The 12,407-nt window shown below is 70.8% G+C and carries 10 protein-coding genes; 4 read left to right on the forward strand and 6 right to left on the reverse strand.

What is annotated here, in order from left to right:
* From GY24_RS17740 to GY24_RS15350, 3 genes are all read left to right on the forward strand, one after another.
* The coding region (locus GY24_RS17740) for a hypothetical protein (protein ID WP_202972966.1) at positions 1-186 on the forward strand (186 nt) is incomplete at its 5' end.
* A gap of 119 nt (positions 187-305) precedes the next feature.
* Entirely contained in the window at positions 306-875 is a 570-nt protein-coding gene (locus tag GY24_RS15345; protein ID WP_104477254.1) for a hypothetical protein, read from the forward strand.
* 78 nt (positions 876-953) lie between these two features.
* The gene (locus GY24_RS15350) at positions 954-1,880 is read left to right on the forward strand and encodes an LLM class F420-dependent oxidoreductase (RefSeq protein ID WP_104477256.1); all 927 of its coding nucleotides are present in this window, start codon (positions 954-956) and stop codon (positions 1,878-1,880) included.
* Between the two features lie 67 nt (positions 1,881-1,947).
* Here GY24_RS15350 and GY24_RS15355 read toward each other — a convergent pair whose 3' ends face one another.
* Entirely contained in the window at positions 1,948-2,232 is a 285-nt protein-coding gene (locus GY24_RS15355; protein ID WP_104477258.1) for a GNAT family N-acetyltransferase, read from the reverse strand.
* 387 nt (positions 2,233-2,619) lie between these two features.
* On the opposite strand from GY24_RS15355, the gene GY24_RS15360 reads away from it, so the two are divergent.
* A complete protein-coding gene (locus GY24_RS15360) occupies positions 2,620-3,390 on the forward strand; it encodes a DarT ssDNA thymidine ADP-ribosyltransferase family protein (protein ID WP_104477260.1) in 771 nt (256 codons plus the stop codon).
* 426 nt (positions 3,391-3,816) lie between these two features.
* Here the strand turns inward: GY24_RS15360 and GY24_RS15365 are convergent, their stop codons facing one another.
* The 5 genes from GY24_RS15365 to GY24_RS15385 all read right to left on the reverse strand — a co-directional run.
* The gene (locus GY24_RS15365) at positions 3,817-4,743 is read right to left on the reverse strand and encodes a fructose-bisphosphatase class II family protein (protein WP_104477262.1); all 927 of its coding nucleotides are present in this window, start codon (positions 4,741-4,743) and stop codon (positions 3,817-3,819) included.
* A 3-nt stretch (positions 4,744-4,746) separates the two neighbouring features.
* Positions 4,747-5,178, reverse strand: coding sequence for a DUF1761 domain-containing protein (locus GY24_RS15370; RefSeq protein ID WP_104477264.1), 432 nt, complete (start codon positions 5,176-5,178; stop codon positions 4,747-4,749).
* A gap of 69 nt (positions 5,179-5,247) precedes the next feature.
* Positions 5,248-6,867: an APC family permease gene (locus GY24_RS15375; RefSeq protein ID WP_104477266.1), complete on the reverse strand. Its 1,620-nt coding sequence runs from the start codon at positions 6,865-6,867 to the stop codon at positions 5,248-5,250.
* A gap of 147 nt (positions 6,868-7,014) precedes the next feature.
* On the reverse strand, positions 7,015-10,680 hold the full coding sequence (locus GY24_RS15380; protein WP_233279407.1) for a DEAD/DEAH box helicase: 3,666 nt from the start codon (positions 10,678-10,680) through the stop codon (positions 7,015-7,017).
* A gap of 285 nt (positions 10,681-10,965) precedes the next feature.
* A partial coding sequence (locus tag GY24_RS15385) for a S9 family peptidase (protein WP_133161221.1) occupies positions 10,966-12,407 on the reverse strand: 1,442 nt, incomplete at its 5' end.

Consider the following 12,407-nt stretch of genomic DNA (forward strand, 5'->3'; position numbering starts at 1 on the left):
GGGGCGAGCGACACCCTGGTGAGGCCCGCGCTGACCGCCGAGTTCGTCACGGCGCAGAAGGCGCTGGGGGCCGACGTCGAGTCCATCGTCATCCCGGACACCGGCCATGCCCTGGTTGCCCTGCGGGCAATGCCCAGGCTGATGGAATGGCTCGCCCAGAACGCCGCACCGACCGCCTTGCGCTAGCCGCCGCCGAGGATGTGGCGTGCGGCGCCCTGTTGCGCACAAGCACCGACTGCTCCGACGTTCTCCACAGCTGGGGAAGGGGTCGGGCGGCCCGCTTCTCAGCGGCGCAGGATGAGGGAATGAGAGCACACGAATCCGACGCACTGCGACCAACTCCCCTCGAGAGCCGTGCGGCCGCTGGCACCACGGTGCGCACCCAGCGCCTGACCACCGCCGCCCGCGACAAGCGCACCGCCGCGGCGCTCAGCTCGCTGATCGCCCGCCTGCAGGTGGACTCGCTCGGGGCCGCCGACCCCAGCGAGCAGTACAACTACAGCGTGGTGTGGGCGGGCCCGGACCGCGCGTTCCGTGGCAGCGTCGACGAGTTGCCCGAGCTCTGCTGGTTCGCCGACGAGCAGACCGCGGCTCTGGCCGGCATCCGCAACCGCGCCCGCGAGGCGGTCGCCGAGGCCGCGGCATGTGGGGCGCCGATTCCGCGCCCGTTCAGCGAGCTGCGCGCCAGCGGTGAGGCGGCGTTGGCGCGGGCTTCCGCCGGCGGGGCCGGTGTGCCGTTCTGGATCCCGATCGAACTCTGGGCGGAGCTGGAGGCTGCGGCCCGGGAGCAGCTGACCGAGCCGCGGCTGCTGGCGCTCTCGCGGCTGGCGGGCAGCCTCGCCATCTCCCTGAGCGAGCGGCGGGCGTCCGGCTGAACCGGCGCGGCGTCGCCCGGCGCGGTTCGGACGGCGCGGTTCGGACGGGAGGCGCGGATCTGCTGGCAGAGTGGGGCCATGAAGTTCCGGATCTTCACCGAGCCCCAGCAGGGCGCCAGCTACGACGACCAGCTCGCCATCGCGCAGGCGACAGAGCGTCTCGGCTTCGACGCCTTCTTCCGCAGCGACCACTTCCTCGAGATGGACGCCCCGAACGGCGGGCTGCCCGGCCCGACCGATGCCTGGCTGACGCTGGCGGCCCTGGCCCGCGAGACCAGCGGCATCCGGCTCGGCACCCTGGTCAGCTCGGCGACGTTCCGCCACCCGGGCCTGCTCGCCGTGCAGGTGGCGCAGGTCGACCAGATGTCCGGCGGCCGGGTCGAGTTCGCGCTCGGCACCGGTTGGTATGCGGCCGAGCACGCCGCCTACGGTGTGCCGTTCCCGAAGCAGCGCTTCGGCCTGCTCGAGGAACAGCTCGAGGTGATCACCGGCCTGTGGAACACCCCGCTCGGCGAGCGGTTCGATTTCACCGGCGAGCACTACACGCTGCGCGACTCCCCGGCCCTGCCCAAGCCGGCCCAACAGCACATCCCGATTATCGTCGGCGGCACCGGGGCGGCGCGCACACCGCGCCTGGCCGCCCGCTTCGCCGACGAGTACAACGTGCCGTTCAGCCCGATCGCCGAGACGGATGCCGCCTTCGCCCGGGTGCGCGCGGCGGTCGACGAGGCCGGGCGCGACGCGGGTTCGATGCTCTACTCGACCGCGATCACCACCGCCATCGGCGCGAGCGAGGCCGAGTACCGCCGCCGCGCTGCTGCGATCGGGGAGGACCCGGCCGAGTTCCGCGCCGAGTCGCTCGGCGGCACCGTGCAGGAGGCCGTCGACAAGCTCGGCGCGCTCGCCGACATCGGCGTCGAGACCGTCTACCTGCAGATCATGGACATGCAGGACCTCGACCACCTGGAGCTGATCGCCGCCGAGGTGGCGCCCGCCTTCGCCTAACGCGCCACTTCCCGGTGGTTAGAGCGAGCACCAACGCCCGAAGCCTTCAGTGCGGAACCCCGAACGCCTAGCGGCTGAGCAGGCCCGCCCGGTCGGGGTTGCGCTCGAACCACTGGGCGGCGTACCAGCAGCTCGGCACGACACGCAGGGTGCTGGACGCCTCGATGTCATTCACGGCGAACTCCATGAGGTCGGCCGCGTAGCCCTTGCCGCGGAACGGCGGCGGGGTGAAGGCGCGGGTCAGCGCGATCTCGGAATCGTTCGCCGCGTAGTCCAGCACGCCGATCAGCGTCGCGCCATCGTGCATGGCGTAGCGGCTGGCATCCGTCTCATTCGAAAAAGTGTGGGCCATGACCCCAGACTAGTTGGCCGTTCGGGGGAGGGGGCCGCTCGGCCGCGAGTCGTGCCCGCTCGCGCCTTTCGGCCGGCGGGTGGGGCGCCGGGCGCGGTGCGGCCGGGCGGGTGCCAATTTGAGTGGTACGTGAGCAGGTCCGATCCGGCGTACTCTAGAGGGTTGGCACTTAACGCCGTGCGAGTGGGCGGCGAGTTTTTGCCTGCTGAACTGCTCGGGGTGGGCGAGTGCAACACAGACGGAAGGGTTGCCTTGAGCGACGAATGTATCCATGGTTTCGATGACGGCCTCTGCGCGCAGTGCTTTCCCCCGCCTGTCACGGAGCCGCTCACGGCCCCGGTCAAGCGCGTGGCCCGGGTGAAGCCAGCTTCGCTGCGGGAGGCCCCGATGGCCAAGCCCACGACCCGGGGCGCCGCGCCCGTGACGCTCAAGGTCGAGGCTGCCCCGACCAAGGTCGCCGAACTGCGCATCTACCACGTCACCCACGTTGACAACCTGGGCAGCATCCTGAAGGCCGGCCAGCTCTTCGCCGACTACGCCAAGCCGCCGGTGAACGTGTCCTCCGCCGGTGTGCGCGAGGCGCGCCGCAACAAGACCGTCGACGAGCGCGTGCTCAGCGAGGACATCGGCCCCCGCGTCGTCGCCGACTACGTGCCGTTCTACCTCTCCCCGAACGCGCACGTCTGGAACAGCATTCGTGCCGGCCACGACGACCCGCGCCTCACGCTCGAGGCGCTCGGCTACGCGGCCTCCGAGTTCGTGCTGCTGGTCAGCACCGTCAAGCACGCCTTCGAGGCGGCCACGGCGCAGGCGGCTGCTGCCGCTGACGCCGATGTGACGGATGCCGTCGACGGCAGCCTCGGCGGATTCGCCGTCTCCGACGGCGACGCCGTCGGCCTGCTCACGAGCTTCGCCACCGACAAGTCAGAGGCCGAGCGCATGCTGAAGCGCCTGCGCGCCGACGACGAGTCCGACGCCATCTTGGGCGCCGAGGTGCTCGTCGCCGACACGTTCCCGTTCGAGCAGATCTCGCTCATCGGTGTCGCCAACGACAAGGTGCGGGCGACCGTGCGCGGCATCCTCGCCGACGCCGGCCACAAGACCAAGGTCGCCGTGTACCCGCCGTGGTTCCAGGCCACCGAGGACATCGCCGAGTAACCTCGGCCCGTTACGCAGAAGACCCGCCCTCGACAGAGGACGGGTCTTCTGCGTTGGCGGGGAGCCGGTGGCAGAACCTGCCGACGTCTCGGGATGTTGGCTTCGGTCGCAAGCTCCCTCGAGCCAACGTGCATCCCGCCCCCCGCTGGCTAGTGCGCACGCCCACCCCCGTTGGCTCGAGGGAGCGCCAGCGACCGAAGCCAATGCGGCCCGCATCGGGAGCCTCCGGGTTCCCGCTGGTCGAGTAGCGAGGAACGAGCGTGTCGAGACCTCGTACGGGGCGCGGTTTCCCGGCGGAAGCCGGGTCTCGATACGGCCTGGGCGGGCCTGCTCGACCAGCGGGCACCGCCCGCGTTGGCTCGAGGGAGCGCCAGCGACCGAAGCCAACCGCCGAGCGCGCCGACAGGCCCAACCAGCGGTGACCGCTCAGGTGACCGGAGCCGAGACGAAGAGCACGCGCTCGCTCGCGACGAGGTCGTCGAGGCCGAGCACCCGGTCGAGGTCGTGCCCGGCGGCGAGAGCCAGCGCCAGCTGTTCGTCGCCCTGCGGGGCCAGACGGCCCTCCATGAAGCCTCCGAGCGCGCGCACCGCGCAGGCAGCGATGACGCCCTCCGGCGTGCCGCCGACGCCGATGGCGAGGTCCAGCCCGGAGCCGGGCGTCGCCGCCTCGATCGCCGTGCCGATGTCGCCCTCCCCGACCAGGCGCAGTTGCACGCCGGCGGCCCGCAGCTCCGCGATGAGCGCGGCGTGCCGCGGCTTGTCGAGCACGGCCACGGTCAGTTCTCCGACGCCGCGGCCGGTGGCATCCGCGAGCCTGCGCACGTTCTCGGCGGCGGGCAGCGCGAGCGAGAGCACGCCGACGCCGGCGGGCCCGGCGATGAGCTTGTCCATGTAGAACACGTCGCGCGGGTCGAACAGGGTGCCGGCCGGGGCGAGCGCGATGACGCAGACCGCGCCGGGCAGGTTCTCGGCGGCCAGCCGGGTGCCGTCCAGCGGGTCGACGGCGATGTCGCAGGCGGGGTAGTCGGCGACGTCAGAACCAGCAGCCGAAACAGGGGCAGAAGGGGCGACGCCGAAACCGAGCCCCAGCCGCTCGCCGTTGGCCAGCATCGGGGCGTCGTCCTTCTCGCCCTCGCCGATCACGACCGTGCCGGCGAACGGGGCCGTGAGCAGCCCCGCGCGCATCGCCGCGACGGCGGCCGCGTCGATGCCGTTCTTGTCGCCGTTGCCGACGAGCGCCGCGGATGCTGCCGCTGCCGCATCCGTCGCCTGGACGACCGCGGCCACCAGCTCGGGGGAGAAGTTGTCTGCCCCGATGACCGTCGTGGATCCGGGGGAGTGCGGGCCGCTCACCGCCTAGACGGAGCCGGCCGGCGGCCAGACGCCGATGATGAGCGACATGATCACGATGGTCACCAGCTCGTGGGCGATGTTGAGCACGGTGAGCCCGGAGGGGCGGCCGTCGAAGGCGTCGTGCGTGATGAAGCGGGCCGCGGTGAAGCCGGCCCAGAGGATGACGCCCGTGAACACGGCGTTCAGCAGGAAGCTGCCGCCGTAGAAGTCCCAGGCGATGAAGACGGCGCCGGCGAGTACCCAGGCGGTCACGAAGCTGACGATCAGCGTGACGATGATCGGCCAGAGCGCGTCCTTGGCGTTGCCGGACGGCGTGACCTTCGCCATCCTCATCCAGTAGTTGCCGAACACCTTCGGGGTGTACCAAATGGAGCCAACCACCATGCTCGAGGCGGTCGCGAGAAGCACGGCCCAGTAGTTGATATCGGGAACCATGCGTGCCTCCGAGCGTTGAAGCTGAGTGTGTGCTGGAAGTCTACTCCGGGGCTGCTGCGGCGCGGGGGGCTAGGAGGCGACTTCGCGCTCCGCGGCCCGCCGCGGCAGTGTCTTCCCGCGGAAGAAGTCCGGATGCCTGGCCCACCAGATGCCCATCAACACCAGCCCGATCAGCAGGCCGCCGATGCCGACGACGGCCTCGGCGCCGATGCCGAGGATCGTGACGTTGTTGCCGTCGGCATCTGTCAGCCAATCGGGGGCCGCGAACTGCACCGTGCCGTAGATGAACACGGCGAGCAGGATCAGGCCGCCGACCAGCGGGAAGATGCCCCGCATGATCATGTTGCGCGCCGAGGAGGTGAGGGTGCGCCGGTAGAACCAGACGCACGCGAAGCCGGTGAGGCCGTAGTAGAAGGCGATCATCAGGCCGATCGACCCGATCAGGGCGTTCAACAGGTTGGGGCTGATCAGGGTGAACACCACGTAGAACACGCAGGAGGCGATGCCCATGCCGATCGTGGACCAGGTCGGGGTGAGGAAGCGCGGGTGGATGCGGGCGAATCGTTCGGGGATCGCCTTGAACACGGCCATCGACAGGGCGGTGCGGGCTGTCGGCAGGATCGTGGTTTGGGTGGATGCCGACGCCGAGGTGAGGATCGAGGCCGCCAGCAACAGCATGCAGAAGGTGCCGATCGGCGAGTCTCCGAACAGGGCGGGCCCGATCGCGGTGAACACGTCGTTGGCGTTGGCCTCGTTGCCGAGCCCGATGCCCGTGGTGCCGACCCCGGCGAAGGCGACGGCGGCGGTCGTGACGAGCGCATAGGTGACCAGCAGCAGCAGGGTGCTGATCACGGCGGCGCGGCCCGGCGTCTTGTCGGGCTCGCTGGTCTCCTCGTTCACCGAGACGGCGGTGTCCCACCCCCAATAGATGAAGATCGCGGTGAGCATGGCCGGGGCGATGACGCTGCTGAAGTCGAGCGTGAAGGGGTTGAACCAGTCGAGGGAGGGCACCAGCGAGTACGACTCCGCGGTGCCCGTGTACACCCGCACGAGCGCGAAGGCGGCGAACAGGATCAGCACGACCACCTCGATGCTCAGCAGCACCACCTGGATACGGGCGGACAGCTCGATGCCGCGGTAGCAGATCCAGGTCATCACGATGATCCAGGCCAGCCCGGCCAACGTCGACCAGAGCACGTTGTCGGCGAGGTCGGCCGCGCCGGACACACCCAGCTCGCCGAGGAAGATGAAGGAGTAGGAGCCGGCGATCGCGGCGAGGTTCGCCATGACGATCACGTCGGCGACGATGATGCCCCAGCCGCCCATCCAACCGGTGACCGAGCCGAACGCCCGGGTGCCCCAGGTGAAGGTGGTGCCGCAGTCGGGCTCCGCCTTGTTCAGCTCGGCGTAGGCGACGGCGATCAGGTACATCGGCACGAAGGCGAGCAGCACGATGCCGGGCGCCTTGGTGCCGGCCAGCAGCGACCCGCCGCTCGCCACGATGAAGCCGACGCTCGCCGCCAGGCTGTACGCCGGGGCGGTGGAGGCGACGCCGATGACGACGCTGGAGACGAGGCCGAGCGCGCCGCCCTTCAAGCCCTTGCTGTCGACGGCGTTCGCGGAGGCTGAGGATTGCGGGGAACCGGATGCCGCGGGGTCCGGGCCGCTGGATGGAACGGGTGAACTCATCAGACTCTCCCAACGGGCAGCCGTCGCGAGAGGCGGCACAGCGGGGTCAGTGCGGTCGTTCAGCGAAGAGCGATCTGATCGGGGAAAGTGTAAGCCCGTTCAGGCGGGCACGGCCTGAGAGTTTTGACAGAGAGCGGCGCGCGACCGCTAGGCCAGCAGGCCCCGGATGTCGTCGGCCGTCAGCGCCGCGCTGAACGCGGCATCGTCGTCGAGCACCGCGCTGAACACGCGCGCCTTCGCCTCCTTGAGCGCCATCACCTTCTCCTCGATAGTGCCGGTGGCGACCATCCGGTAGACCATGACGTTCTTCGTCTGGCCGATGCGGTGCGCGCGGTCGACGGCCTGGGCCTCGCTGGCCGGGTTCCACCAGGGGTCGAGCAGAAACACGTAGTCGGCCTCGGTGAGGTTGAGCCCGAAGCCGCCGGCCTTGAGACTGACCAGGAAGACGGGGGCGTCGCCCTGCTTGAACTCGCCGATCGCCTCGTCGCGCCTCGTCGTCGAGCCGTCCAGGTAGGCGTACGCGATGCCGCGCTCCTCCAGCCGGGCGGCGGCCTTCTGCAGGAAACCGGTGAACTGGCTGAACACGAGGGCCCGGTGCCCCTCGGCGACGACGTCCTCGAGCTGTTCGAGCAGGGCGTCCAGCTTGCTGGAGGGGATGTGGGCGTACTTGTCGTCGACGAGGGAGGCGTCCAGGCTGAGCATGCGCAGCAGGGTGAGCGAGCGGAACACGATGAACCGGTTCTTGTTCATGTCGTCGATCAGGCCGAACAGCTTCGCCCGCTCGCGCTGCAGCATCGTCTCGTACAGCTTGGCGTGCCGCGGCTCCAGGTCGATGGCGAGCGTCTGCTCGTGCTTGGCGGGCAGCTCCGGCGCGACGAGCTCCTTGGTGCGGCGCATCATCAGCGGGCGGATGCGGCGGCGCAGCGTGTCCAGCAGCTCGCGGTTCTCCGCCTTGTCGACGCCCTTCTCCAGCCGCCGCACGTACGTCTCGGTGAACTTGCGGGCGCTGGGGAACAGGCCGGGCGCCGTGATCGAGAACATTGACCACAGCTCGAGCAGATTGTTCTCCATCGGGGTGCCGGTGATGGCGAGCTTGAATGGCGCGGCGAACTCCTTGGCCACCTGATGCGCGCGGGCTTTGTGGTTCTTGACGAACTGGGCCTCGTCCAGCACGAGCCCGGCCCAGTCCAGGGCGCCGTACACGGCCTCGTCGAGGCGGAACAGCGCGTACGAGGTGATCAGCACGTCGGCCCCGGACACCAGCTCGGCCAGCGTCTGCGTGCCTTTAGCCTGCGTCGTCTTCACCGTGCGCACGGTGAGGCCCGGCGTGAAGCGGGCGGCCTCGGCCGCCCAGTTGGAGACGACGGATGTCGGGGCGACGACGAGGAACGGCTGGCGCTGCCCGGCCGGCGTCTGCTCGACGGCGTGGGCGAACAGGGCCAGTGTCTGCAGCGTCTTGCCGAGCCCCATGTCGTCGGCGAGGACACCGCCCAGCCTGTGCCGCCAGAGGAAGGCGAGCCAGTTGTACCCGTCAAGCTGGTAGGGCCGGAGCGTGGCGGCGACGGCATCCGGCACCGGGGTCTGCTCGAGGGAGTCGATCGCGTTCAGCCCGGCGACGGACTCCCGCCACGACTGCGCCTGCTCGGTGTGGTCGGCGAGGTCTTCGAAATCGGCCCAGAGGCTGGTCTGGTAGCGGCTGATGCGCAGCCCGGTCTCCCACTCGGAGAGCGCCTTGGCCTCGGCGATGAGCACCCGCAGACGGTCGAGGGCCGGGTGTTCGAGCGAGAGGTAGCTGTTGTCGATGAGCAGCAGCTTCTTGCGGTCTTTCGCCATCGCCTGGAACAGCGGGCCGAACGGAACTTTGCGCCCGCCGACGGTGACGACAACGCCGAGGTCGAACCAGTCGGTCTGATCGGATTCGACGGTGCTGATGGTCAGCTCCGGGTCCTCGGTGAGCTCGCGGTAGTCGGGGCGTTTGCCCTGCACGTCGACGCGGACGCCGTCGATGCGCTCGATGCGAGGCAGCACGCCGGCGCAGAACTCGGCCGCGTCGATGCCCTCCAGCAGGCGGACCTGGTCCTCTGGCTCCTGGTGGGTCTCGTCGTAGAGGCGCTCGGCGATCTCGGCCTCGGCGTCGGCGTCGTCGCCGGGCTCGCGGCCGTCCAAGTACTCCCAGGTCCACGCCAGCATGAGCACGTGCTTCGGCCGGAACGTGGCCGTGAGCACGAGCGTCGGGCGCTGCAGGGCCGGCAGCTCGACGGAGTCATCGCTGCTGGTGACCTCGATGCGCCGCCGCAGCTGCGGGTAGTAGCCCTCGAGGAACTCGGCGACCTCGTCCGGCGCGACGGCGAGCGGCTCCGGCTGGCCGAGGAGGGCGCGCAGTTCCGCGGTGAGGCGGGCGTCCAACGGGGCCAGCGTGATCGTCGTGTGCCGGGTGCTGGCCTTGTCGGCGGCAGACCCGGCGGCGTTCTCGTTGGCGGCGAGGGCGGCGGCCACCTTTTGCGCGGCGGTGCGCCGGCCGTAGCGCACCGGCTCGATGATCTCGACGACCTCGCGTAGGTACACACCGTGCTCGCCGATGGCGGCGGCCCGGCCGGTGGGGTGGGCCGCGCCGTCGACGGTCAGCACGGGGGAGAGCAGCAGGCCGGCATCCGGCTTGGTAGCGTCCAGGCTCAGGCCGGCCTGCCCGGCGAGCCGAACGCTCAGGGTCTTGCTGGCGCCGAGCAGCGGGATGTCCAGCGCGGTGGCGCGTTCGAGCAGGTTCCAGAGCAGCGGGCTGGCGAACTCGTCGAGGATGATCCAGTCGGCGTCCTCGCCGGTGTAGGTGAAGCGGGAGGCACGGTAGAGGGCGCCGAACTCGCAGAACCAGCGGTGCTGGGCGGTGTCGAGGTTGAGCCGGTTCGACTGGTAGCTGAGCGTTCCCCAGCTGATGCCGCTGCGCACCCAATTGCCGCGCTCGTTGTGCAGCACCGGGCGCACCATGAGCTGGGCGCTCTGGCGTGCGGCGCCGCGCGACGACGGGCCGCCGAAGCTCGGCCGGGGCGGGCGGGCGCCGCCGCGCCAGCTCTGCGCGCCCCACGGGGTGGAGGAGCGCCGGGTCGGCTCGCGCAGCTCGAACTGCAGGCCCATCCGGGTGGGCCCGGCGGCGACCCGGGCGGTTCCGGTGCGGGAACCGGTCGGGGAGCCCTCCTCGTCACTGCGGAGGCGCGCGTCGCCGGGCGGCTGCGCGATCGGGCCGAGCGCCTGCTTCCAGGCGGGAAGCGCGGGCGGCCGCGGGGAGTTCGGGGAGACCCGGTTGGGGATGCCGGGCGAGCGGGCGCCCGCGGCCTCGCGGTTGTCCGGGGTGCTCGCCCACGGCGGGAGCTCGTCGTCGGATGCCACGGCGGAGTCGTCCGTCGGCTCGACATCGGACGGCCACCAGCCGTCGGCGCCGGCGCTCGCATTCGACCAGGCGTCGTCGGCGACAGGCTCTGGGCGCTCGGCCGGCTCGGCGGTCTTGCGGCGGGCGGCCTCGCCGTTGGCGTTCAGGATGACGGCGGCGACGTGCGCGCAGTCCCCGCCGAGCGGGCAGCCGCACCCGCTGGCGAACGGCGTGCCGAAGCCGCGGGTCGTGGGCTCGATGCGCACCGTGATCTCGAAGGGGTCTGCGCCGGCATCCGCCACCACGCCGGTGAGGGTCTCGGTCATCTCGTGCCAGACGACGCCGCTGACGGACCCGTCGCGGGCACGCCCCCGCCCGCGCTCGTACAGGCCGCGGCCGACGAGGCGGATGATGTCGCCGACATCCACGAGCGGATACGTGGGTGCGAGCATGCACCCAGTGTGTCACGCCCCGCTGACAGCACGCGCCGTGCGGGCGCCGCTCCGCACGGCTGCGCTCGTTGGCATCGGTCGCTGGCGCTCCCTCGAGCCAACGCGGGTCGCCGCCGCGGGATCCGCCGGCGCACGATTGGGAGGCGAAAGCGTTATTGGGAGGCGGATCCGGGCGGGAAGTGGCCTCCGCATCCGCCGAACGCCTCCCAGCCCGTCGTCGGGGAGCCGCGGGTTGGCTTCGGCCGCTGGCGCTCCCTCGAGCCAACGGGGGAGCCGCCGACCCGCTTACTCTCCGCTGGGGTGCGCCCCCAGGGCGTCGATCACCCAGGCGTAGTTGAACGCCCGCTCCCGCCAGGCGCTGTACCGGCCGGAGACGCCGCCGTGACCGGCCGCCATCTCGGTCTTGAGCAGCGCGTCGGCGCCGACCTCGCGCAGCTTCGCCACCCACTTGGCCGGCTCCACGTAGAGCACGCGGGTGTCGTTGATGCTCGTGACGGCGAGGATGCGCGGGTAGTGCGTGTCGTGCACGTTCTCCAGCGGCGAGTAGCCCTTCATGTAGAAGTAGACCTCCTCGTCGTGCAGCGGATCGCCCCACTCGTCCCACTCGATCACCGTGAGCGGCAGCGAGGGGTCCAGGATCGAGGTGAGCGGGTCGACGAACGGCACCTCGGCGAGGATGCCGGAGAACAGCTGCGGGGCGAGGTTCGCCACGGCGCCCATGAGCAGCCCGCCGGCGCTGCCGCCCTCGGCCACCAGGCGGTCGCTGGCGGTGACGTCGCGGTCGATCAGGTGCTTGGCGCAGGCGATGAAGTCGGTGAACGTGTTGCGCTTGTGCAGCTTCTTGCCGTTCTCGTACCAAAGCCGGCCGAGCTCGCCGCCGCCGCGCACGTGCGCGATGGCGAACACGATGCCGCGGTCGAGCAGGCTGAGCCGGGCGATGCCGAAGCTCGGGTCCATGCTGGCCTCGTAGGAGCCGTAGCCGTAGAGCAGCGTCGGCGCGGGCTCGCCCGGCGTCACGAGGTCGGTGCGGTACACCAGCGAGATCGGCACCCGCGTGCCGTCGGGGGCCGTCGCCCACTCGCGCCGCTGCGTGTAGAGCGCCGGGTCGAACCGGCCCAGCACGGGCTGCTGCTTCAGCATCCGTAGCTCGTCCTCCTCCACGACGTAGTCGTAGACGGTCGACGGCGTGACGAAGCTGGTGTAGCCGAGGCGGATCGTCTTCTGGCCCCACTCGGGGTTGCCGGCCAGGCCGACGGCGAAGAGCTCCTCGTTGAAGTGCAGCTCGTGCGGGGTGTCCTCGTAGCGCCCGCCGTTGCGGGGCACCATCGCCACGGCCAGTCGGGTCAGCCCCTCGCGGCGGTATTCGATCGCCACGAAGTCGCGGAACGCCTCGACGCCCTCCAGGCGCACCTCTGGGTTGTGCGCCAGGATGACGCGGCGCTCGCCGAGGGGGTCGGATGCCGCGACGCTGACCAGCTCGAAGTTGACGGCGTCGCGGTTGTGCACGATGAGCAGGCGGTCCTGCGTGCCGACCACGACGTGCTCGACGTCGTACTCGACGCCGTCCTCGCGCGGCCAGACCACGGCGAACTCGCCGGTGGGGTCGCCGGCCTCCAGCAGCCGGGTCTCGCTGGTGATGTTCGAGCCCAGCTCGATCACGAGGTACTTGCGGCTGCGAGTCGCACCCACGCCCACCCAGTAGCGCTCGTCCGGCTCGTGGAACACCT

The sequence above is a fragment of the Microterricola pindariensis genome (genome assembly GCF_002936985.1).
Taxonomy (GTDB): domain Bacteria; phylum Actinomycetota; class Actinomycetes; order Actinomycetales; family Microbacteriaceae; genus Microterricola; species Microterricola pindariensis.